Source organism: Natrialba sp. INN-245, assembly GCF_009807105.1.
Taxonomy (GTDB): domain Archaea; phylum Halobacteriota; class Halobacteria; order Halobacteriales; family Natrialbaceae; genus Natrarchaeobius; species Natrarchaeobius swarupiae.
This window is the reverse complement of the sequence record NZ_WUBV01000008.1, coordinates 67557-90707: the sequence shown is the minus strand read 5'-3', so window position 1 is coordinate 90707 and position 23151 is coordinate 67557. Positions and strand designations below refer to the sequence as shown.

Here is a 23151-nt window from a genome sequence, read left to right as displayed (position 1 = left end):
CGATCTCACCCCGATCGTTCCGTCTCCTCGACCTGCGTCGGCCCCTGTCGGGTACGGCCGTCACCCGGAAGGATCGCGTTCAACACGAGCGCAGTGACCCCGCCGACGAGTAGCCCGGAGCCGAGCAACACCTGGACGTCCTCGGGGAACTGAGCGATCGCATCCGGCCGAACTTCGACGCCGACGCCGAGGACGACCGAGACGGCGACGATCGTCAGGTTTCGACGGTTCAGGTCGACCCGGTTGGCGACGATCCGGAGCCCAATCGAGAAGATCATCCCGAACAGGACGACCGCCGCCCCCCCGAGGACGGGATCGGGCATCGCTGCGACGACTTCGGCGACTTTCGGGATGAGCCCGAGTATCACGAGGAAGACGCCACAGATTCCCACCACGAGCTTGCTCGCGACGCCGGTAAAGCCGATCAGTCCGACGTTCTGCGAGAAGGAGGTGTTCGGAAACGCGTTGAACAGCCCGGCGAACATGCTCATGAAGCCATCGGCGTACAGCGCGCCGCGCATCTCGTCGTTTGTCGCTTGCCGTCCAACGGTTCCGGTCGTTCCCTCGACGTCGCCGATCGTCTCCATCGACGTGACGACGTACGCGAACGCAGCGATCAGGATCGCACTCGGGTGGAACTCGACGCCGAACTCGAGGGGCATTGGGACGGCGATCCACCCTGCCTCGGCGACGCCGGAGAGATCGAGCAATCCGAGCGGGATCGCCACGATGTAGCCGATCACGACCGCGATCAACACGCTCGAGATCGAGAGCAACCCGTCGAAAAACTGGTTGAAGCCGATCGCCGCCGCGAACACCAGTCCTGCGAGGGCGAGGTTCTCGAGGTTGCCGTACGTCTCCGCGCCGGGTCCACCGGCGGAGTAGTCGATCGCGGTCGGGATCAGCGTCAGTCCGACGAGCATGACGACGACCCCGGTGACGAGCGGCGGGAAGAATCGTCGGAGATCGTCGTAGAAGTAGCCGATGACGATCTCGACGGGTGCGGCGACGATTACTGCACCGAAGATCGCCGCCAGGCCGAACGCGTTCCCGATATCGATCAGCGGTGCGACGAAGATCGCGCTCGTCCCCATCACGATCGGAAGTCGCGCCCCGATCGGCCCGATTGAGTACACCTGTACGATCGTCGCGAGACCGGCGACCAGCAGCGCCATCTGGACGATAAACGCCGTTTCGCCCGGGCTGAGACCGATCGCGCCGGCGATCACGAGCGGCAACGCGACCGTCGAGAGGAACATCGCCAGCAGATGTTGAATGCCGAGTGGGATCGCCTCCTGTAGCGGTGGTTCGTCGTCGATGTCGTACTCGATCAACTCCGCCTTCCCCTCTTCGTGTGGCTGGGTATCAGTACTCATGACACGACTACGTCTCGAAACAGAACTCTCATATAGCTTCCGGAAACTATTTGAATGTTCACACGTTCTGGGAGGCAACACGGCTCCGTAACGTATTTACCCGAATGATTGCATCAACGTGACGATGGATATGTCGACGGCGACCGCGAGCGAGGGTCGACCGCTGCCGTGGGTCGCGATCGGCGCGATCGGTGCCGGATTGTTCGGTCTTGGACTCGCCGTCGGCGGCTACGGCGCGTACGTCTCGGTGCTTATCGCCCGCGGCGTCTCGCCGGACGCGGCCGGCTTTGGCATGACGCTGTTCTTGCTGGGCCAGTTCGTCGCCGTCGTTCCGGCCGACCGGCTGACCCGGCGTGCGTCTGTCGAGCGCGTTGCCGCCGTCGGACTGCTCGTCGCCGGCGCCGGCATCGCACTCGGTGCGGTCGTCACGCTCGAGACCACGTACGCCTCTCGGCTCGTGCTCGGACTCGGGCAGGGAACGGCGTTCGTCGCCGGTATGAAGTACGTCGGATTACGGACCAGCGGCGCGGACACCGCCACCGCACAGGGAATGCTCGGCGCGTTGTTTACCCTCGGGCTGGCCCTTGGACTGGCAGCCGGCCCGGTCGCCGTTCCCGCTGTGGGCCCGGGTGCCCCCGCAGCCGTCGCAGCGACAATCGCGGTCGTCGGCGGCGTATTGACGGTACGACTCTCCCCTACCACCGGAACCGGGGGGACGACGCTTCGGTCGTATCTCGAGCCGTTCACCTCGGCTAGTGGGCTCGCACTCGGACTCGGCAACATGGCGACGTTCGGCTTTCTGATGGTCGCATCGACGTGGTACGCCGAGGTGCTCACCGGCTCGCCGCTTCCGGGAACCGCAGTGCTGGTCGGGTTTGCGCTGGCGACGGTCTTCGGGCGCGGCCTCGGCGGCTGGCTGTCGCGTGCCTACGGTGAACGAGCGACCGTCGCGGGGACGTTGCTCGGACTCGCGGTCGTCCTCGTCGGGCTAGCGTGGGCGATCGACGCCGACTCGGCCGGCGGAATCGCCGCCGGACTCGTCTTGACCGGCTTCGGCTTCGGTATCCCCTTCGGCCCGCTGTTCAGTCTCGCATTCTCCGAACTCGCGGACGATCCGGGGGTGACACTCTCGGGTATGTTGCTGGTCGGTAACGGGGGCGCGCTCGCGTATCCGTGGCTCGTCGGCTGGCTGCTCGCTGCGACGGCGAGCTACGCCGCGGGCTTCGCCGCGATGGGGGTGACCGTCGGCGCGATCTGGCTCCTGTGGATGGGGGCGATCGGACGGTGACGATCCCCCGTCTCGAGCGAGCCTGGGACCGTCAGCCCGCGAGTTCGTCGAGGTCGAGGCGCTCGAGCGTCTCGGTCGTCGGCGTTCCGTCCTCGTCCCAGCCCCGGAACGCGTAGTACTCCTCTATCATCGCCTCGAGTTCCTCGGGCGGACAGTGCATGCCGGCGGCCGGCCCGTCGGGGATCGGTTCGTGCATGACACGGTGGGGAAGCGTGTCCGTCTCGCGGCTCGCGATACCGCGTTCGACGTTGATCGTCCGCTCGAGGGTGTAGATTCGCTCGCCGATCTCCTCGACGTCCTCGGTGGTGAGTTCCCAGCCGGTCGCGGCCTCGAGGGCGTCCCGGTAGCGGTCGTCGATCCGTTTGCCCCAGCCGCCCTCGCTGACGAACCGACACTGGGTCAACGAGTCGCCAAGCGCGGTGAAGTGCTGGGAGCGGGCGGCGAACTCGGCCGTTCCCTCGGTCGTCTCGTCGTGTTCCCCGCTGTACTGGAGCGTCGGCCGCGTGTCGTGGTGGGAGCCGCCGCGAGTCGACGTCGCGTAGCCGATACTCATCCCCTTGAGCCCGCGGGGCGAGTGGGCGGCGAACTCGAGACCCTTCGCGCCGTGGAGGTACCGCTCCGATTCGTCCTCGAGTGCCTCCGCGATCCGAAACGAGCCCTCGGCGAGTTGGTCGCCGACTCCCTCGCGGGCCGCTGTCCGGCGGGCGAGTTCGACCAGTCCGTCGGCGTCGCCGAACTCGAGGTGCGGGGAGTCGGACTCGAGCAGTCCGTTCTCGGCGCACTCGCGGGCGAAGGCGACAGTGACGCCCCAGCTAATGGTGTCCATTCCGAGGCGGTCACAGAGATCGTTCGCCTTCATCACGCGCTTGATGTCGTCGACTTCCTGCATCGTCGCGGTGGCAAAGAGGCTCTCGAACTCCGGAATCTTCGCCTCCGTGATCCCCTCGGATTGGACGGTGACGTGTTTTCCACAGCGGACCGCACAGTTGGCGCAGGTCGTGTCCTCGCTGACGTACTCGGCCTCCAGCGTCTCGCCGCTTACCGCCTCCGCGAACTCGTCGTCGGCCTGTTCGTACTGGTTGTTTCGCATCCCGAGTTTCCCCATCTCGTTGATCGGGTTGACGAGACCGCTCGTACCGTAGTCGGTGAGCATCTGGGTTTCTTCCATCAGCGGGCCCATTCGGCTCGCCGTGAGTTCGCGAAACGCCGATTCGTCCGCGACGTTGGGTTCGAACGAGCCTTCCCGGATCGCGACGGCCTTGACGTTCTTCGAACCGAGGACGGCTCCGCTGCCGCCGCGGCCGGCAACCCCCTCCCGGTCGCGACCGCGGTGGACCAGACACGCGTAACGCACCAGGTTCTCGCCGGCGGGGCCGGCCGCGATCACGTGAACGTCGTCTTCGTCGTCGCCCTCTTCGCGCTCGCGGACTGCCTCGCACGTCTCGTAGGTATCGACCCCCGCCAGACCGTCGGCCGCCGCGACCGTCGCTCCGTGCTCGTCGACGACCACGGTGGAGAGCTCGGGCGCTTCGCCGTGGAGGACGATCGCTTCGAACCCGGTCGTCTTCTGTGCGCGGGGGAACGTCCCCCCGAATGTGCTGTCGAAGAAGCCGTTCGTCATCGGGCTGACGAAACCGACGACGCCCCGACTCGTGCTCTGAAACGGCGTCGCGTTCATCGGCCCGACCGCGAAGACGACGACGTTCTCCGGATCGAACGGTCCCGCGTCGGTCGGTACGTGCTCGCGTACCTGCGCCGCGGCGAAGCCGTTTCCACCGAGCAGCGCTCTCGCCTGCTCGGGATCGATCTCTTCGCGTTCACTCTCGCCGGACTCGAGGTCGACGTGGAGGATCTCGCCGCCGTAGACGGACGGGAGTTCGCTCACGACGCTACCCCCACGGCGGCCCCGACTCGAGTCGCTCGGCCGCTCGGAGCCCTCGACCGGCCGCCTCCCGTTCCGGTTCCGTCGGTCTCGTCGACTCGCTCGACGATCGCAGATACGATTGCTCGTTCAGTCAGTCCGCCGAAATCCGTGCCGTCAGTGCCCATCGTGGTCTGTCTGTTGGTACTCGCACTAATCAAGGTTTGGTCCGACGTGGCACGACCGTGATTGGTTCCGTCGACTCGACCCACCGATGTTGTCTATCGGTCCGCGCGTGGACGTCCATCACCCGTGTCCGCTCGTCTATCGATCCGTCGAGGTCTCTCGGCTCCGAAACGGGTACGAACTTTTATCGGCGTCTGATACGTTGTCGGAGTATGGTAGAGACACTCATTCAGGGCGGAACGGTCGTCACACCGACGGATACGATCGAAGCGGACGTCGCGATCGACGGCGAACGGATCGTCGCCGTCGGCGACAGCGAGTCGATGCCCGAGCCAGCGCGGACGATCGACGCGACGGGGTCGCTCGTGATGCCGGGCGTGATCGATCCACACGTTCACATCGACGACATGTTCTCGTTCGACACGTACGAGACGGCCACGAAAGCGGCGGCGCTGGGCGGGACGACGACCTACATCGACTTCGCCTGGCAGGCCTGGGTCGGCGAGATGACCGACTGGGAGGAGCCGGGAACGATACTCGAGGGAATCGAACGAAAGCGGGCGAAAGCCGAGGACGCCGTCGTCGACTACGGCCTCCACGGTGCGATCACCCGCCAGGATCCGGCCGTCTTCGAGGAACTCGAGGCGGTCGTCGACGCGGGCGTGCCGTCGATCAAGCTCTTTACCGCCTACGAGTTCGGCCTCGAGAACGGCTTCATGGATCGTGTCTTCGACGCGCTCGCGGATCTGGACGCGTTCGCGGTGTTACACACAGAGGAGGCGACGATCTGTGACGAGCGGACGGCTCGCTTCCAGGAGGAAGGGAAAGGCGATCCGGAGTGGTATCCGAAATCGCGGCCGGATTACGCCGAGGCGATCGCGGCCGACGCCGCCGCGCGGATGGCGATGGAAGCCGGCTGTCGGTACTACGGCATCCACACGTCCTGTCGCCAGTCGGCCGAGGTGCTCGCGGACTACCGCGAGGAGTACGGTCCGGAGATGCTCCGGGCGGAGACCTGTACCCACTACACGACCCTCGACGACTCGATCTTCGAGGAACTCGGAAATCTGCCGATGATCGCGCCGCCAATCCGGAAACCCGACGACATCGAGGCGATGTTCGAACACCTCGCGGCCGGGACGCTCGACGTTGTCTCGACGGACCACTGTGGCTACACGAAAGAGAGCAAGCAAGTCGACAACTGGTGGGACAGCAAGTTCGGCGCGAACGCACTCCAGACGAACCTGCCAGTCTTCCACGACGAGGCGGTCAACCGGCGTGGCTTCTCCTATCCGTTCCTGGTCCGTGCGCTCTCGTACAACCCCGCGCGGATCTTCGGCCTGCCGGGGAAGGGGACACTCGATCCGGGAACCGACGCCGACATCGTGATCTTCGACCCGGACGAGACGTACACGATCACCGCCGAGGACAACGCTTCAGTCGCCGACTTCTCGATCTACGAGGGTCGCGAGGTGACCGGCCGCGTCACACGGACGTTCGTCCGCGGCGAACTCGTCGCCGACGACGGCGAGATCGTCGCCGACAACGGCCACGGCGAGTTCGTCGAACGCGAGTCGACCGACTGGGCGTTCTAACCGACGATTCCACCCCCCGTTTTCGTTCGATTCGCTGGGTCGTTCCGCGCGTTATTTGAGCCAGTTCACTGCGTCTCGAGTCGGCGTCACTCCTCGAGTTCGGCCACCCGAACCACCGCGTTCGCGAGCGTGTTCGCCGCCGCATAACAGTCGTCCCAGCTCGTGAACTCCTCTTCGGTGTGGCTCTTGCCGTCCTCGCTGACCGCGAACACCATGCTCGTATCCATTACCTTGCTCATGTGGGCGGCGTCGTGGCCCGCGCCGCTGTACAGCTGCATGCTGTCGTAGCCGAGGTCGTCAGCGCTCGTCTGGACCGCCTCGATACAGCGGTCGGCGAAGTCGACGCTCTCGGATCGCATGCGTTTCTCGGACTCGTAGTCGACGCCCTCCCGCTCTGCAGCGGCTTCGACCTCTGCCAGCGCCCGGGCTTTCGCTTCGTCGACGATCTCGTCGGAAGGGTCACGAAAGCCCCACGTGATCGTCACCTCGTCGGGAACGATGTTGATCGAGTTCGGCTCGACGTCGACGTATCCCACCGTCCCCACCGTTCGGTCCCCGAGCGAGCCCGGAATTCGACGGACGCCCGTGATCACGTCGGCCGCAGCGACCAGCGCGTCAGACCGGTAGTGCATCGGCGTCGGCCCCGAGTGGTCGGCCTCGCCGAAAAAGGTCGTCGCGCCCCAGTAGAAGCCGACGACGCCCGTGACGACGCCGACGTCGGCCCCCTCGAGTTCGAGGTACGGCCCCTGCTCGACGTGCAACTCGAAGTACGCCTCGTACTCGCCAGGCTCGGCGGGCTCATCGCCCAGATAGCCGATCCGCTCGAGTTCCTCGCGGACGCTGTTGCCGTCCTCGTCGGTCTTTGCGTACTCCGTCTCGAGGTCGAGTTCGTCGATCCAGACGCCGCTTCCCTGCATCGCGGGCTGGAACCGAGATCCCTCCTCGTTCGTCCAGTTGACGATCTCGATCGGGTGGCGGGTCTCGAGGCCCTCCTCCTCGAGGGTGCGGAGCAATTCGAGTGGGGCGATCATGCCGAGTGCGCCGTCGTAGATGCCGCCGTAGGGCTGGGAATCCAGGTGCGAGCCGACGAGGACGGGATCCGCATCGGGGTCGGTCCCCTCACGGCGGCCGAACATGTTTCCGAACTCGTCGATTCGAACCTCGAGACCGAGGGCGTCCAGTTGCGCCCGGAACCAGTCTCGTATCTCCTTGTCTTCGTCGGAGAGCGCGAGGCGGTGGAGTCCACCGCCTTCGGTCGCGCCGATCTCGGCTTGTTCGCGCATCGTTTCGACGAACCGCTCTCGCTCGAGTGACAGTGTCATACGATACCATCGAACAGAAATATCATAAGTGTTGTCTCGGAGCGGGACGCCCCGCCTAGCGGCGACGACGGGGACAAACCATCGGACTGGCGTACCGCCGTTCGGTCGTACGAGCGGTTCTCGAGCGGACAATTCGGGAATCTGCGAGCGGGACCGAACGAACTGTTCGGATAATTACCGGCGAACAGATTTAAGTTGATTTATAGTTCGTGATACGTATGCGCTACTCGATGTTGTCCGTGTTCGGGAGTACGGACCCGGCGGAGGAAAGCGGATCCGAAACCGATTCGATATCCGCCGAGAGCGGAACCGCTGAGAACGCATCCCAGGTCGAAAACGCGGACGAGGCCACCACGGTCGACGTCTCCGACTGGGATACCGTCGGCAACGGGGTGGTGGACTCCGAGGGGGACGTCGAACGGCCAGCCGAGGGCTCTCCGTTCGGGCACGCGACCGCCGAGTCGATCATCGTCAGCTACCTGCGAGGCTCCACCGATCCCATTTTCGTCGTCGACGCCGAGGGGAATTTCACACACTCGAACCGGGAGTGTCGCGATCTGTTCGGGCGGGTTCCGGGCGAACTGACCGGGACGAATCTGTTCGAGTACGACGAAGCCGACAACTCCGTCATGCGCGAAGTCCTCGACACCGGCGAGGCGATTCAGGACCTCGAGGGCGTCGTCGAGGTCGACGACGAGATCGTCCATGTCAGCCGCACGTTTTTCCCGCTGTTCGACGCAACGGGTGAACTCGCCGGCGCGATCGAGATCAATCGGGACGTCTCCGAGCGCGTGGAGGCACTCGACCGACAGGATACCTTAGAGGAGTACCGAGCGTACCAGAACGAGGTGATTGCAGCCTTCGAGCGGTGGACCGACCGACTCAGTCGGGGTGATTTTACCGTCGAACCCGAGATACCCGAACCCGACGCCGACCACGAGGAGATCCGAGAGGCATACGACCGGTTCTCGCGGATGGCCGCGGATCTGAGCGGAGCCATCGAAGACGTCAACGACGCACTGGTCGATACACGACACACCGCCGAACGGTTGGCCGAGATCAGCGACGATCTCGTCGACGCGGGCGAGCAGACGACGACGGCGACCGCCGAGATCGACGACGCCAGCGACGCCGTCGACGAGATGGCGAGCGAACAGGCAGAACAGGCGACCGTCGCCAAAGAGGACGTCGCCACCCTCGCGACCGCCGTCGAACAAATTTCTCGGAACGCGACCCGCATCGAAGACCACGCCGCAACGGCGAGTAACCGAACGGAGGAAGGCGTCGAGGACGCCGAAACGGCCCTCGAGCGGATCCGTGAGGCGATGGCGGCCTCCGAGGACAACGTCGAGCACGTCCGCGGGCTCGAAGACCGGATGGACGCGATCGGCGAGATGGCCGACCTGATCGCGGACATCGCCGATCAGACCAACTTACTCGCGTTGAACGCCAACATTCAGGCCGCCCACGCCGACGGCTCCGGCGACGGTTTCGGCGTCGTTGCCGACGAGATCAAGGGACTGGCCGACGAGTCCAAAGCGTCGGTCGCGGAGATCGCCGACGGCCTCGAGGATCTCCGATCCGGGATCGAGGAGACGATGACCGCGATCGAGCGAAGCAATCGAACGGTCGAAACCGGTGCCGATGCCGTCGAGGGGGTCGTCGACCACATCGAGGAGATCGAGACGGCAGTCGGGAAAACTGACGAGGAGATCCGAACGATTTCGCAGGCGGCGAGCGAACAGGCGGCGACCACCGAGACCGTCGAGGAGATCGTTCGCGACCTCTCGGAGCGCAGTGACGAGATCGAAACGCAGATGGCGTCGGTCTCGACGAGCATCGACCGGCAGATCGACACAGTCGAGCGCGTCGTCGACGTCTCCGAGACGGTAGACGACATGGCCGCGGAGATGGAAGCGACGCTCGCCGCGTTCGAACTCGAGACGGAGGAACAGGGAGATATCGGGAGCTGAGCGGGATATTCCGGGAGTTAACGGGGCTGAATGGGCAGCTCGACGTGCGTCGCGAACTCGGCGTCGTGGTGGACGGTGTTCGTCGCAGTGCGATACTCGCGGTCGCCGTACAGCGGTCCGCCGGTGTTGTGGTTGACGTCGTAGCGCGGGTAGTTCGACGAGGAGATGTCCAGACGGATGCGGTGGCCCTCCTTGAACACGTTCGCCGTCGGATACGGCTCCATGTAGAACTCGTAGATCTCGCCGGGCTCGAGCAGGTCGGGCTCGTCGCGGTAGCCTCGGTAGCGACCGCGACAGACGGAGTCACAGAGATTGATCGCCGCCCCGTTCGGGAACTCCGGGCTCGGGGGATGTTCGTCGATCAGTTTTGCCGTGAAGTCGGTGTCGGGCCCGTCGGTCGATCCATAGACGCGAACGCGGATTGGCCCGGCGATCTCGAGGTCCTCCTCGAGCGGGTCGCTCCGGTAGACGAGCACGTCGTCGCGCTCCTCGAGCGGTCCGTACGGCGCCTCGGCACCGAGCGTGTCGGGCCGAGTTCGCTGGTCGAAGCCGCCGCGGCCGGTGAGATCCACCATCTTGCGTTCGGAGAGCGGATACTCGAGGATGTTCTCCTCGCGTTGCTCGTAGGTGATGTACGACGAGCAGTTGCCGCCGACCGTCGGAACGGGATCGCGCGGATCGAACGTGTAGGTCGTCGACGCATCGTCGACGGTCGGTTTCTCCGTCGAGAGACGCCCGTCGCCGTGGACGTAGTAGCTCTCGAACTCGGTGTCCGGAAGTGGCCACTCCTCGCCCGATCGCCACTCGCCGCCGTGGAAGAGCCGCCCGTCGCGGCTCCGAGAGCCGTCGCCGGTCCCCATCTGGAAGTACTCGACGGTCGGTTGGTCGCTCCAGGTGTCCTCCCCTTTGAGGTAGTGGTCGAAAAAGCGAAGCCGCGTCTCCTGGTACTCCCTGAGCGCTTCCTCGCCGAACTCGAGTTCCCCGGAGTACGATTTGTTCCACGACGGGAGCGGGTAGGTGTTCCAGCCGTGGGTCCACGGCCCCATCAGCAGATAGTGATCGCTGTCCTTTCGCTCGGCCAGCGCCTCGAAGTTGTCACAGGTCGCCTTCGTGTAGGAGTCGTACCACGCGCCGGCGTAGACGGTCGGGACGTCTGCCGACTCCTCGTAGTAGGCCTCGAAGTTGACGCCAGGCTCCTGCCAGAGTTCGTCGTTGGCCGATCCCTGGGTCATGATGTCGAACGCCCACTCCTCGTAGTCGGGGATGTGCCGAAGCGGTGACTCGCCCTGGTGGAGGGGGCCGTCCTCGAGAAGCGCCCTGACGTCGGTGTTTGCGAGCCGTTGTTGGATGTCGGAATCCTCAAGGGCCCGTTTTGCGAATCCGCCACCGAGCGTGAGCGCCCAGCACAGCCAGCGAAGTTCGAACGTCCCGTTGTGGCGAAATGTCGCCTTCCGACCGTTCGCGGCACCCTGATTGACGAACATCGCCTCTAAGTGGGGTGGATCCTGGGTCGCGAGTGCGGACTGGACCCACGCACCGTAGGAGGTGCCGATCGTGCCGACCTGGCCGTCACAGTAGGCCTGGTCTGCGAGCCACTCGACCGTGTCGTAGCCGTCTTCGGGTTCGTTGACGAAGATGTAGTACTCCCCCTCGCTGTCGAAGCGCCCGCGACAGTCCTGAATCGCGACGACGTACCCTCGTTTCGCGTACCACTCGCCGTGGCGCTCCATCCGGCCGCGTTTGCCGTACGGCGTCCGGTCGAGCAGGGCGGGTTTGGGCTCTTCGATCGGTTCGCCGGTGTCGGGATCCGCCGGACGATACACGTCTGTCGCCAGTTCGACGCCGTCACGGGTTTCGACCGTGACGTTCAGTTCGGCCGCTACCGCATACTCGGGCTGAGAGACCATCAGGCGTACCGTCGTAGTCGAACTGTAATAGTTTATTCCTCTGGTTCTCCTCGAGTCCCGCTACTCGTTCCGCGTTCGATGTAGTCTCCCGCCCATTTCGTTCGAAATCCCGGTTCTGAGTGAACGCAACCTATTAAATAGGGGTGTCGGATTACCGATTTGAGGGTGCGTGTGGTGATTCGACCGTCGGTATCTTTATGTATGCGCCGTTGGGTTTTACTTCGTATACCGGCGTGGGTGTGAACACTCGCCACGGTAACGGTACATTCAGAGAGGGAATCCATGACAGAGAAACCCGATACAACTGACGAACTGAGAACGGACGGCGGCGAGCCCTCACGCGAAGAGGCGTCGTTCGTCGAGTACGGAATCGAAGACAAACCACCACTGGGAGAATCGGTCCTATTGGGCATACAACACTACTTGACGATGATCGGCGCAACCGTTGCGATTCCGCTGATCCTCGCAGGCGCGATGGAGATGCCCGCCGCGGAGACCGCACGGCTCGTCGGCACGTTCTTCGTCGTGTCAGGTGTCGCGACACTACTCCAGACGACGGTCGGGAACCGGTACCCGATCGTCCAGGGGGGGACCTTCGCGCTGCTTGCACCGGCGCTGGCGATTATCGGTGCGCTCGGCGCACAGGGCGTCGGCTGGGAAGTGACGATCCTCGAGTTGCAAGGTGCGATCATCGCCGCTGCAGCGGTCCAGATCGCGCTCGGATACGTCGGTGCACTCGGAAAACTCAAGTACTACCTCTCACCGGTCGTGATCGCGCCGGTGATCGTTCTGATCGGTCTTTCGCTGATCGGCGTCAACGACGTAACGAGACCGGATCAGAACTGGTGGCTGCTGGGGCTGACCCTGTTCCTGATCGTGCTGTTCTCGCAGTACCTCAATCAGTACAGCCGCTACGCGAAACTGTTCCCGGTCCTGCTGGGAATCGTCGTCGCCTGGGGCCTCGCCGCAGTGCTCTCCGCGGTCGGCGTCTACAGCCCGGAAACGGTCGGGTACGTGGACTTCGGCGCAATCGCAGATGCGTCTGCGATTCAGGTCATCTACCCGCTCCAGTGGGGTATGCCGCAGTTCACCGTTGCGTTCTTCGTCGGCATATTCGCTGGTATCATCGCCTCGATGATCGAGAGTCTCGGCGATTACTACGCCGTCGCCCGGATCGCCGGCGTCGGTGCGCCGAGTGAGAAACGCATCAACCACGGTATCGGAATGGAGGGAGTCGGTAACGTGATCGCCGGTATCATGGGAACCGGGAATGGATCGACTTCCTACGGTGAGAACATCGGTGCGATCGGTATCACCGGCGTCGCCTCACGATACGTCGTCCAGATCGGTGCGATCGTCATGTTGCTTGTCGGGTTCGTCGGCTACTTCGGTGCCGCGATCACCACGATCCCGTCACCGATCGTCGGCGCACTCTACATCGCCATGTTCGGACAGATCGCCGCAGTCGGTCTGTCGAACCTGAAGTACGTCGACCTGGACGCCTCGCGTAACGTCTTCATCATCGGTATCGCACTCTTCATCGGACTCGCGATTCCGGAGTACATGGCGAACGTCGGCGGCGCGGCCGAGTTCCAGGAAATTACCTCGGGCGCGACGCTCATCGGACCAATTCTCGGTCAAGAGATCATCTCCGACACGATCTTCGTGTTCGGTTCGACCACGATGGCCATCGGTGGTATCGTCGCGTTTGTCCTCGACAACACGGTCAAAGGAACCAAAGAGGAACGCGGGCTCGCACAGTGGGAGCAACTCGCCGAGGACGAGGACGAGTTCGTCACCTTCTTCGAGGAACTCCGCTCCTCCGACGATCAGCAACCAGTCGATAGCGCGGACTAACTGCGCGGTTCGCCGCCCCGTTTTCGGTGGCCCAGGGAAAGTTTGATGACCGGCGCTCGTCGAGTGATGGTAATGCCGAGCCGAACCGGTCTCGATCTCGATACGGGTGAACACCTCCACTATCGCGGCGATCTCCGGTCGGGTGACGAGATCGCTGTGACCGATCGACGCCTTCTCGTCCGGCGACCCGACGAACTCGTGAGCGTTCCGTACACCAACGTCAGCGAAGTTGCCCACGAGTCGTTCAACTGGTTTCTCACCCTGATGAGTCTCTCGCTCGCCGGATTTGGCTTCTACTCGATCTCGGAGAACGCCTTCGTCGGAGTCGGCCTGGCCGCGTTCGGTCTCTGGAGCGTCTACCGCACTTATCGTCACCGCGATCGCGTCCGCATTCACACCCACAGCCAGGCGAAGCCGGTCGAAGTGTTTCCCGAGGACGTCGACGCCCTCTACGACGAACTCGAGCCGGCGATCGACGCGGCCAGAGCCGAGCAAGAAACACAACGGGAGGGCGAAAAGAGTCGTCGAAATCGGGATCAGGAACGGCCGAACGAAGAGCGAAGCCGAGAAGAGATACACGAACCCGGATAACAGTCGCTCCCGCGTCACAGACACGGTTCTCGTTCTTCTCAACGGGCTATCTGATCGAATCAAGACGGTCTACTTCGTCATCTCTGCTCACGATCTCCCTCGACGTCTCCGATCACGACGACCCACTCCCGCTCGAGGGCGACACGGCCACGCAACTCTGTCCCGTCGCCCGTCGTTCGCCGGTGTTGGCCTCCGAGACGACGCTTGACCCGAAGTCGACTCCGCGAGTACTCGTGGAGTAACCGTCGCCGAGTTCGTTCTCACCGACTTCGAGCTATTTCGGATGGTGGCGCCCAATGCGGGAACGGCCCGGAAATGGCTCAACGATGGTTCAAACCGAAGGTTTTTCTCTTGGCGGACCAATCCCCCTGTCAGTACATGACTACCGACGAGCGTATTCTCGAGGGCATAAACGTCGTCGATCTGACGACGTTCGTCACCGGCGGATTCTGTTCGCTGATGCTCGCCAACCAGGGCGCTAACGTCGTCAAGATCGAACGACCGGGCGCAGGAGACGACAACCGCCACTCCGGGCCGCCGTTTATCGACGGCGAATCACCGTACTTCTGGACTGTCAACTACGGCAAGAAGAGCGTCGAACTCGATCTCAAGACCGAAGCCGGACGCGAAGCGCTCTACGACCTCGTGAGCGAGGCGGACGTCTTCCTCCAGAACTACCGTCCCGGAACCGCAGAACGTCTCGACGTCGACGAGGAGACGATCCGCTCGCACAACGACGAGATCGTCTACTGTGCGATCTCGGCGTTCGGACAGACGGGTCCCTGGCGCGAACGGCCTGGCTACGACCTGATGATCCAGGGGATGAGCGGCGTGATGAGTGTCACCGGCGAAGCCGACGGCCGACCGGTGAAGGTCGGCCTCCCGATGACCGACCTCATCACGGCGATGTGGGCCGCATTCGGGATTTCGAACGCCCTCTACCGGCGCGAACTGACCGGCGAAGGCGAGTACATCGACCTCGGGATGCTCGACGCCGTCTTACCCTGGCTCACCAAACAGGCCGGGAAGGTCTTCGCCGACGAGTCGCCGTCCCGAATGGGAACCAAAGATCCCGTCCTCGCACCCTACCAGACGTTCGAGACCGAAGACGGCTATCTCAACGTCGCCTGTCTGAACCAGAAACTTTGGCGACAGCTTTGTGAGGCAATCGACCGGCCCGAACTGGCCGAGGACGACCGTTTCGAAACCAACGGCGATCGCGTCGAACACATGTCCGAACTCGAGGCCGAACTCGAGGAGACCTTCCGTGAGCGGACGACCGACGACTGGATGTCGATCCTCGTCGAGGACGCCGGCGTGCCGGCCGGCCCCGTCCTCGAGGTCGAGGACGCACTGTACAACGAACAGACCGAGGCCCGCGGCGCGACGACGACGATCGAAGATCCCGAACGCGGAGAGATTCCGGTCGTCGAACACCCGCTCAACTACGGTCGTGCCCAGAGCGGATTCGAGTCGCCCCCGCCACGGCTCGGCGAGCACAATCGCGCAGTCTTCGAGGATCTCGGCTACGACGAGGCCGAGCTCGACGACCTCGAGGAGCGGGGTGCGTTCGGCGACGACGAATCGAAATAGAGTTTCACGGAACCTGGCCCCGTTTTCGAGGCCTCTCGCAGACTCGAGGTCGATCCGGATCAGTGACGACCACGTTCCGTCCGATGACAGACGATATACCAAAAATACACATATATCGAAAATAGTGGTTATCGGATCAAACCACTCGTAGCTCGACTTAGATATTCGCTCGAGACGGTGAACAGACGAGTTCGAATTCGTAGTCAGCACGAACTCCTCGAATCGACCCTCACCTTCCAGATTGTAACCGTACCTTCGACGAAAGTCAAATGAGAGTATCGATCGATTCGGTATCGGTCTTCGACCAGTGTAGTACTCGAGATCTACATCATTCTACAATCATATCATTTGAGTAATCAAATAGTTGGTAAATATGCTTTCCTATCCTCCTGTTCGGTAATAGCCAACCGAAATATTATTTATTCGACGGATAGTCGTTGTAGATAATATGGGCGATAACCGACCCCGTTCACGCCGGGAGTGGCTCGGCGTCTGTGCCGGTACAGCGGGGATTACGATGCTCGCAGGCTGTGCGAGCGACGACGAAACCGACGACGAGAGCGAAACTACCGACGACGGATTGCTCAACCTCGGCGACGACTCGAGCGGCGACTGGCCGATGTTCGGCGCCGACCTCCAGAACACCGGGTACCAGCCCGACGGCGACGGCCCAGTAGACGACGTGGAAGTTCGATGGCGACTCGAGGGGGATGGCCGCTTTGTTTCTAGTCCGGCCGTCGTCGATGGGACTGTGTACGCCGGCTGTCGCGACGGATATCTATACGCAGTAGATTCCCAAACCGGATCAACCGAGTGGGCGGTCGAGTTGAACATGCGTGCTACCCCATCACCAACTGTCATCGATGGGATCGTCTACGCCTCGAGTCACGGCGTCCCCGACAAGATGCACGCACTGGAAGCCGATTCCGGCGAACAGTTGTGGGAAGAGGAACTCGACAATTCGACACACAGCCCGGCTCCGTACGGCAGTGAGATTTACACGTATCACTCAGGGAGGCTCATCGGTCTCGATCGAGACTCCGGATCGTCGTCGGTTCTATTCGAAGGGTATCGTCAAACGCCAGATGCACCTGCAATAAAAGATGGTGTCTTGTTTGGTGGTGGAAGGCGCTCCATTGTTGCGCACGACCTTACCCGTGATGAGATTAAATGGGAATTTGAAAACAAAAATGGGGAGTATATGTCAACTGGGTCGCCTGCTGTCCAAGGAGAGAGTCTTTATGTCGGTGCAGGGGACGGCAAGCTATATTCGATTAACGCTGATGACGGAGTAGAAGAGTGGTCTTTCGAGACAGAAGGACCACTTTCGTTTGGACCTGCTGTTTCAGAGAATACTGTCTTTATTTCTGGGTTTGATGGACATCTCTATGCAATTAATACAGAAACAGGTCAGAAAAGATGGTATATTGATTTTGATACCATTCTGCACGGTAAACCAGCAGTAACCAGCGAGATGGTGTATCTTATTGATGGCAAGTCCCTATCCGGAATCAGTAAAAATAACGGTGAAAAGCAGTGGTCGTTCACTCCTAATGAAGACAAGACAATTGGTGGTTCCACTGCCGTTGCAGATGGTGTTCTCTATCTCCCTTCTCGAGATCATCATCTCTATGCGCTGGAAGAAGCCTAGAAATCATTGAAAGCTAATTTTCTTAAGAAGGTCCCGCTTCTGGCCATCCTTCCGACTCCTCAGCCCAATCGCCAGTCCGATCACCAACGCCGAGGCGCTGTGACGGTACCAAGACGATTACCACCGTCCGCGACTCGAAAGATATCGCTCGTGTTGATCCAACGGGTTCGCCTTCGAATTCGACGGATCCATCTTCGCGAACGTAATTTTCGCCCTGTACGTTCGACGGCGTTCCCGTGTTCGACTCGAGTTCGAACCTGGCGTACTCGCCTCTGACTTTCACGTCCCAGACGTTCGTCGTCGCGACCCATCCGCTTGGCAACGGAACGATCGGTAATCCGGCGGGGACACGGTTCGGTGAGAGGTTGAACTCCCCGTCCTCGTCCATGATGCCGGTCTCGTTGTTGCGCAACCAGTCGTGCTCGAGGTCATGTTCGTCTATCGTCTCGTTCATCCGCTGAGCAACGATCTCTTCGGTGCGTTCCTCGAGTTCGTCACGCACACTTTCATTTATATATTCTACAGTGGCTGGATTGAAGTCGTCAACTGTCGTTTGGTTCACAGCCTCGGTTAGTGCATAGTTGACACTTGCTGCCGCGTGTTGTTTGAACACTTCTTCACTTTCATAAGGATTTTCACCGTGATTGTCGACGACAATTCCCTCTCGAACGTGCTGTTCCACGTGGTCGACGCCTTCTCCACTACCGAGCATTGCTGCCTGTTGACCGGGCGTTCCATCTCCGATATCGTCAATACCCTCGTCGACGAGTGCTTCGATCCTGTCGTTGTCGAGGTCAATACCATGTTCCAATCCATCGAGTTCTTTAGTCGTTCTCCATCCGAGAGTATTGACTTCTGCATCTACTGCTTCCTCCAAGTCATTATAAACAGCGTCATTGTCAATTAGTTTCTCTTCTTCTTCTTCAAGTAGAATATCCGCCAGCCTCGCGGCTTCGAGGAGTTCACCGGCCATCCGCAACGTCAACACGGAATCCTCGGAATCGAACAACCACTCGAGCACCGACCCGAGCACACCGATATTGACTTCGTTGTACGGAATCGCGAACCAGTTGTTGTTTCGCGCCGCCATCGGCGTGTGGGTCGCGTTTCCGGTCGCCGGAACCTCCTCGGCTTCGACCTGCTCGAGTGAGAGGTACGTCGGCGAACCGGTCGGCGTATACGCTATCTCGTCGCTGTAGGGCGAGTCGATCGTCGCCGGTTCGTACTCGGCTTCGCCGCCGGCGACGCCGCGGGAGAACTCGGTGAGGTCCTCGAGGACGTCGTCTCCGGCGTCGAGTTCGTCGCCGAGTCTGTCGTCGAGTTCGTTCTGTACCTGTTGGTTGGCCTCGCTGGTCGTCTCGATCTGGCCTTTGACGTTGTCGATGTAGTTCTGGCGGGCCTCGACGCGGGCTTTGTCCGCCGCGGTTGGGTACCGATCCGGAACACGATGGTAGACGAGCTGTTCGTCCACCTCGTCATTTAACTCGCCGAACGGATCGCCCGTCAGGAGCTCACCGTTCTCGAAGGTGACGGTATCTGCGTCCTTGCGAAGCTGTGTACGAATGTAGTAGATATCGAGTGCAATGGCCACCGCGATCAGCTCGTTCGGCGGATCCGTCTCGAGGACCTCCTCGTCTCCGTCTTCGACCTCGAGGCGGTTGCGAAGCGCTCCCTCGCTTCGAATCTGGTCGGCTTCGACGACCTGGCGCTCGAGTTGTGACTCGACGTCACCGCTTCGATTGACGCTAAGTAGTCGTTCGGTGCTCTCGTTCGGGAACGCCGCGTAGTTGTCGAGGGTGACGTTTTCGGCGAGGTCGGTCTGCCACCCGCCGTCGTCCTCGAAGAACTGCTCGGGTAAGCTGTTGGGCCACTCCTCGTCGACGGTTTCGTTGTAGCCACCGTCGATTCCGCGGTAGTCGATCGCCTCTCGATTCGCATGGCTGGCAATCACCTCCATCTCGGTTTCGTACACCGACGTCGATCGACGCGTTGCATTGGCGGTCGGTCCTGCGTTCTCCGGGCCGTCGTAGCTCCACGTGAGTTCGCGTACGTGATCCTGTCGAACGGTGACGATGGCAGTCGCGTACGTCGTCTCTTCCTCCGCAGTGTCGGGATCACCCTCCTCGAACGTGACCGTCACGTTCGCATCCGTCGAGAGGTCGTTGTTCGATTCCGTCCAGTTGCTCGAGTCGGTGAGACCGTCCGGTTTGCTACTACTCGGGAGGTTGCGTCTGTCTGTCGCGGTCTCGAGATCGGCTCGCGTCTCAACGCTGTGGACGTCGTCGATCGCGTCGTGGACGCCCATCTCGACGAGCGTCTGTGCGTACGCGAGGTCGGCGAACAGGTTGACGTCGATCGTCTGCTCGGAGTCGACTCTCGTCTGCTCGCCAGCGGCGTTTGCCGTCGATTCCATCACGTCCCTCGAGTCGATCGGATCGTCCAGATTCGCGTTCTGGTCGCCGTAGAGATACTCCAGGCCGTCACAGAAGTCTTCGGCGTCCGCGACTGCGGGTTCGTCACCGGTGTGTCCCTCGTAGAGTTCTTCGGCGTCCTGTGCGGCGAGACAGCCCCAGGCGTTTCGCATCACCGCCTCTCGATTCGGATCGGTGGTGCCGAACGCCGACTCCTGAATGTCGAACGTGGCGTCGTTTGCCATCAACTCGACGTGGCGATTCGCCATCACTTCCGAAATCGGTGCACCGCCCCACTGGGCGAGGCCGCGTGCCCAGGTGAGTGGGTAGAGTCGCGCCGCGATGTGTTGTCCGAAGCCGTTGAGGCTGGTCGGATCGCCGAGTCCGCCCTCGACGACGCCCATGTTCAGCTGGTGTTCGTACTCGCGGGTTTTCTGGTGGAGGACGAAGACGTTCGTTCCGACCACGACGGAGACGTCTTCGACCCGATGTGCGACTCGCTGTCCGTCGCGTTCGACCGTTATTTCGACGCCCTCGATCGTCACCTCGAGCTGTCCGGGCTCTAAGTCGTTGCCCGAATCGATTCCTGGATCGAGTTTTACCCGATCGATCGCGTCTACGGCCGAACTCCGGTTGTCCTCGAGCGGCGGAACCGAGACGTTCGTCGTGGTGTCGCCTCGAAACTCGCCGTCGAGATGGTCGAGGTCGCGTTCGACTTCGTTGTAGATTCGGAGTTTGAGATACCGCTCGAACGCGTGATCGGGATCGACGTCGGATCGGCCATCCTGGTACTCGCCTGGCATCTCGTCGATCCATTCCGGCGGATTGTGGGTGTCTGTCGCTGCAATCGCTTGACCCCACGAGTGACTCTCGTTCGGGTCCATCAACGGCTCCTGGGCCGACTGCTCGGCGGCGTTGGTGGCGGCGTTTCGGACGACGGTCTGGGCCGTTGCCGAACTGCGATCCATCGCCAGCGAGGCGTCGACGCTCGGTTCCGGTGAGACACGGGACTGGAGGACTGCAACGGACATGACGCTCGTCACCAGCAACAACACGCCGATGATGGCGAACGGAATGCGCGCCCGTTCATCGAGCGTGATCGACACCGTCGGCGGTCGGGATTCGCTGGTCCGTTTCATTCGTCCCACACCCGTACGGTGATCGTCACTTCGTCGGTTGCGACGCTCGGTGCGACGAGGTCGTCGACCTCGCCTGTCACTGCCTCCTCGTCTTCGGGATACGTCGCGTCGAGTTCGGCTTCGATCCCGTCGATCTCGTCGCCGTACGTCTGCTCGAGATCGTTCGCGATCGTTTCCGTAAGGTTCTCGGCTAGACGTTCGTTGGCAGCGGAGACGTTGACGTCAGTCCGGCTGAGATTTCCGTTCTCGGGGTCGTACTCGACGTCGAGTGCGTCACCGGCTCGGTGGTACTCGTACAGCGCGAGATCGCGATCGAGGTCGTTCCCCTGGAGTGCGATCGTCGTCGATTCGTTCGGGAACAACCCGGAGACGATCGCGTCGGCGATCGGCTCTGCGGTTTCGTCGAAACTTCGGTTCTCGGCGTCGTAGGTTCCCTCGAGTTCGTCCTCGCGAACCGGCGGAAGGTCGCTCGCGACGGTGAACGTCGCGATGCTGACGTCGGCGTCCCCTGGTGGACGGTCGCCGGCGACGGTCTCCCCACGGGTCGACGCATCCTCGTAGGGTTCCCAGGTTGCGAGGACGTGAACGTCGTCGTTCGCGCCAATCAACTCGCTTCCGACGTTGGCGTCGACCGCCTCGCGAAACTCCCCACCGGCGTGGGAGAGGGGCTCTCCGTCGAGGTGGAGGTTCGCGATGGCCGCCGCGGCGAGCAACTGGGCCAGCGGTCCGTGTCTCGCTCGTTCGTATCGATCGGCCTCGTACTCTGCGCCGTCGAAGACGCCGGTGTCGTCGTGGCGTTCGACCGACTGGATCGAGTATTCGACCGTCGTCGTCGACGTCGCGATCGTCTGTGCAGTTTCGTCGGCTATCTGTGGATCGTGACGATCGACATCTTCGGCGAGAAAGACCGCGATGATCCCGATCGAGGCGGTAATACAGAGCAGACAGAGCGAGACGTCGACGACCGTGCTGACCGCACGATCGCTCCGGCAAGCGTCGGTGGACATCAACGCCACACCTCCACGTGAAGCGTTCCACCGCGGACGTCGCCAGCCGGATCACGCTCGAGGTGGACGCCGACCGATCGACGTGCAGTCCCGGTCGTTTCCGGTCGGTCAACGTCAGTTTGCCCGTACCGGATGGTGCCGTCTTCCCGGACGACAGCGCTATCGACGGTGATATTCCGTCCCGCATCGGTGACGGTCGTCACTTCGATGAGGACCGTGTAGCCGTCCGGGAGTTCCACCCCCTCGTGGAGATCGTTTCGATCGGTCGTCTCGTGGTAGACGCCGTCGGAGCCGACGCCGTTCCAGACCTGTTCGAGGGTTGCGTCGGCCGGGTCTCGCGCGGTCGTTCCCGGATAGAGGGTGGCAAGGACGCCGGTGTAGAGGACGACGCCCGCACAGACGAGCCCGATCGCCACCAGGGCGGCGAGCGGTTCCGTCTGCCCGCTACTCCGCGACGACGAGCGTAACACGGTACTCCCCCGCCGATTCGTCGACGGTGATTTGGGTCGTTTCGTTGGCGATCTGGTCGGCATCCTCCGGATCGGTTCCCTCACAGAGGACGACTTCCTCCCCGAATTCGGAGACGTCCCCCGCCTCACACGTAACGTCGTCGACGCCGACAGTCAGATCCAGCGGCTCTGAGACCGAGCTGGTGTTCTCGAGACTGAACATCGTCGAGTCAGCCCCGTCACGGAACCACGTCGATTCACGTCGTTCGACGTCTTCTTCTTCGCCGTAGCCTTGCCCTACTACGGAGATGTCGGCCCGCTCGCTCCCGTCGCCGTCGTACTCGAATCGAATATCGGTCGCGAAACCCGTATTCGGTTCTCCGAGGCCGTCGACCACTTCCGCGGTGATCCGCGGCCTCGCGGTCACGTCGTCGGGCTGGACGGTCACCGTTCGAACGACGACCCGGTCGCCGGCCGGATACCACTCGTCGTCGGTCGTTTCGTGGGATTCGTTGATCCGTCCGAGAAACTCGGCGGCCGCGTCGACGTCGTCTCGCTCGAGTTCGGCTTCGAACTCGTCGCCGAAGGAGTCCCCGTAGGTGACGTTCTCGAGGCGTTCGTCGTCCGTCACCAGCACGACGTTCCCGTACGCGAGACTCGAGTGTGCACGTCCGTGTTCGTTTCGTAACTCGAGGGTGGTCCCCTCCTGGAGACGCAACTCGTCCGCGTCGTGTTCGTAGACGGTGCTAGCGCTGTAGGGGCTTCCCGCGATTCTGTCGATCGAGTTTCCGACACCATTTGCATCGGGTGGCGGCCCCGTCGGGAGTCCGAGGACGACGCCGGCGATAACGACGCTCGCCGCCGAGACGCCGAACCAGACGTACCACGCGTCGACGGGTGCTTCCAGATCCATGGCCGGCGTTTCCCTCGTGATCGTATTTAAAC

Annotated in this window: 15 protein-coding genes; 7 read left to right on the top strand and 8 right to left on the bottom strand. The window is 62.3% G+C overall.

The features are described 5' to 3' along the window. Positions 1–5: 5 nt before the first annotated feature. A complete protein-coding gene (locus GRS80_RS02510) occupies positions 6–1376 on the bottom strand; it encodes a nucleobase:cation symporter-2 family protein (protein ID WP_160046182.1) in 1371 nt (456 codons plus the stop codon). Between the two features lie 124 nt (positions 1377–1500). Between GRS80_RS02510 and GRS80_RS02505 the strand changes: the two genes are divergently transcribed. Then, positions 1501–2664, top strand: a complete 1164-nt coding sequence (locus tag GRS80_RS02505; protein ID WP_160046181.1) for an MFS transporter — start codon at positions 1501–1503, stop codon at positions 2662–2664. Positions 2665–2695: 31 nt separating this feature from the next. Here the strand turns inward: GRS80_RS02505 and GRS80_RS21050 are convergent, their stop codons facing one another. After that, entirely contained in the window at positions 2696–4549 is a 1854-nt protein-coding gene (locus GRS80_RS21050) for an aldehyde ferredoxin oxidoreductase family protein (RefSeq protein WP_160046180.1), read from the bottom strand. A 374-nt stretch (positions 4550–4923) separates the two neighbouring features. Between GRS80_RS21050 and GRS80_RS02495 the strand changes: the two genes are divergently transcribed. Next, a complete protein-coding gene (locus tag GRS80_RS02495; RefSeq protein WP_160046179.1) occupies positions 4924–6306 on the top strand; it encodes an amidohydrolase family protein in 1383 nt (460 codons plus the stop codon). 86 nt (positions 6307–6392) lie between these two features. Here GRS80_RS02495 and GRS80_RS02490 read toward each other — a convergent pair whose 3' ends face one another. Then, positions 6393–7628 carry a M20 family metallo-hydrolase gene (locus tag GRS80_RS02490; protein WP_160046178.1) on the bottom strand — a complete coding sequence of 412 codons (1236 nt, stop codon included), beginning with the start codon at positions 7626–7628 and terminating at the stop codon, positions 6393–6395. Positions 7629–7846: 218 nt separating this feature from the next. Here GRS80_RS02490 and GRS80_RS02485 point away from each other — a divergent pair, with 218 nt between their 5' ends. After that, on the top strand, positions 7847–9601 hold the full coding sequence (locus tag GRS80_RS02485) for a methyl-accepting chemotaxis protein (protein WP_160046177.1): 1755 nt from the start codon (positions 7847–7849) through the stop codon (positions 9599–9601). Positions 9602–9618: 17 nt separating this feature from the next. Here GRS80_RS02485 and GRS80_RS02480 read toward each other — a convergent pair whose 3' ends face one another. Continuing rightward, complete coding sequence (locus tag GRS80_RS02480; RefSeq protein ID WP_160046176.1) at positions 9619–11508, bottom strand: CocE/NonD family hydrolase; 1890 nt, start codon at positions 11506–11508, stop codon at positions 9619–9621. A gap of 282 nt (positions 11509–11790) precedes the next feature. On the opposite strand from GRS80_RS02480, the gene GRS80_RS02475 reads away from it, so the two are divergent. The 4 genes from GRS80_RS02475 (at position 11791) to GRS80_RS02460 (ending at position 17200) form a co-directional block, all read left to right on the top strand. Then, positions 11791–13365: a solute carrier family 23 protein gene (locus tag GRS80_RS02475; protein ID WP_160046175.1), complete on the top strand. Its 1575-nt coding sequence runs from the start codon at positions 11791–11793 to the stop codon at positions 13363–13365. A 72-nt stretch (positions 13366–13437) separates the two neighbouring features. After that, entirely contained in the window at positions 13438–13956 is a 519-nt protein-coding gene (locus GRS80_RS02470; RefSeq protein WP_235019612.1) for a hypothetical protein, read from the top strand. Positions 13957–14334: 378 nt separating this feature from the next. After that, on the top strand, positions 14335–15549 hold the full coding sequence (locus GRS80_RS02465; protein WP_160046174.1) for a CaiB/BaiF CoA-transferase family protein: 1215 nt from the start codon (positions 14335–14337) through the stop codon (positions 15547–15549). 448 nt (positions 15550–15997) lie between these two features. Beyond that, on the top strand, positions 15998–17200 hold the full coding sequence (locus tag GRS80_RS02460; RefSeq protein ID WP_160046173.1) for a PQQ-binding-like beta-propeller repeat protein: 1203 nt from the start codon (positions 15998–16000) through the stop codon (positions 17198–17200). Positions 17201–17222: 22 nt separating this feature from the next. Here GRS80_RS02460 and GRS80_RS02455 read toward each other — a convergent pair whose 3' ends face one another. From GRS80_RS02455 to GRS80_RS02440, 4 genes are read right to left on the bottom strand one after another with little or no spacing between them, the layout of a single operon-like run. After that, entirely contained in the window at positions 17223–20750 is a 3528-nt protein-coding gene (locus tag GRS80_RS02455; RefSeq protein WP_160046172.1) for a hypothetical protein, read from the bottom strand. Further along, on the bottom strand, positions 20747–21757 hold the full coding sequence (locus tag GRS80_RS02450) for a hypothetical protein (protein WP_160046171.1): 1011 nt from the start codon (positions 21755–21757) through the stop codon (positions 20747–20749). Before GRS80_RS02450 ends, GRS80_RS02455 begins: the two co-directional genes overlap by 4 nt. Then, the gene (locus GRS80_RS02445) at positions 21757–22227 is read right to left on the bottom strand and encodes a hypothetical protein (RefSeq protein ID WP_160046170.1); all 471 of its coding nucleotides are present in this window, start codon (positions 22225–22227) and stop codon (positions 21757–21759) included. Before GRS80_RS02445 ends, GRS80_RS02450 begins: the two co-directional genes overlap by 1 nt. Further along, entirely contained in the window at positions 22202–23119 is a 918-nt protein-coding gene (locus GRS80_RS02440; protein ID WP_160046169.1) for a hypothetical protein, read from the bottom strand. The genes GRS80_RS02445 and GRS80_RS02440 overlap by 26 nt, the downstream gene beginning before the upstream one ends. Between the last annotated feature and the right edge of the window lie 32 nt (positions 23120–23151).

What these genes read in the sequence shown, in the direction of transcription:
- GRS80_RS02510 (WP_160046182.1), bottom strand. Translation starts at nt 1,376, where the DNA reads ATGAGTACTGATACCCAGCCACACGAAGAGGGGAAGGCGGAGTTGATC.
- GRS80_RS02505 (WP_160046181.1), top strand. Translation starts at nt 1,501, where the DNA reads ATGGATATGTCGACGGCGACCGCGAGCGAGGGTCGACCGCTGCCGTGG.
- GRS80_RS02495 (WP_160046179.1), top strand. Translation starts at nt 4,924, where the DNA reads ATGGTAGAGACACTCATTCAGGGCGGAACGGTCGTCACACCGACGGAT.
- GRS80_RS02490 (WP_160046178.1), bottom strand. Translation starts at nt 7,628, where the DNA reads ATGACACTGTCACTCGAGCGAGAGCGGTTCGTCGAAACGATGCGCGAA.
- GRS80_RS02485 (WP_160046177.1), top strand. Translation starts at nt 7,847, where the DNA reads ATGCGCTACTCGATGTTGTCCGTGTTCGGGAGTACGGACCCGGCGGAG.
- GRS80_RS02480 (WP_160046176.1), bottom strand. Translation starts at nt 11,508, where the DNA reads ATGGTCTCTCAGCCCGAGTATGCGGTAGCGGCCGAACTGAACGTCACG.
- GRS80_RS02475 (WP_160046175.1), top strand. Translation starts at nt 11,791, where the DNA reads ATGACAGAGAAACCCGATACAACTGACGAACTGAGAACGGACGGCGGC.
- GRS80_RS02470 (WP_235019612.1), top strand. Translation starts at nt 13,438, where the DNA reads ATGCCGAGCCGAACCGGTCTCGATCTCGATACGGGTGAACACCTCCAC.
- GRS80_RS02465 (WP_160046174.1), top strand. Translation starts at nt 14,335, where the DNA reads ATGACTACCGACGAGCGTATTCTCGAGGGCATAAACGTCGTCGATCTG.
- GRS80_RS02460 (WP_160046173.1), top strand. Translation starts at nt 15,998, where the DNA reads ATGGGCGATAACCGACCCCGTTCACGCCGGGAGTGGCTCGGCGTCTGT.
- GRS80_RS02455 (WP_160046172.1), bottom strand. Translation starts at nt 20,750, where the DNA reads ATGAAACGGACCAGCGAATCCCGACCGCCGACGGTGTCGATCACGCTC.
- GRS80_RS02450 (WP_160046171.1), bottom strand. Translation starts at nt 21,757, where the DNA reads ATGTCCACCGACGCTTGCCGGAGCGATCGTGCGGTCAGCACGGTCGTC.
- GRS80_RS02440 (WP_160046169.1), bottom strand. Translation starts at nt 23,119, where the DNA reads ATGGATCTGGAAGCACCCGTCGACGCGTGGTACGTCTGGTTCGGCGTC.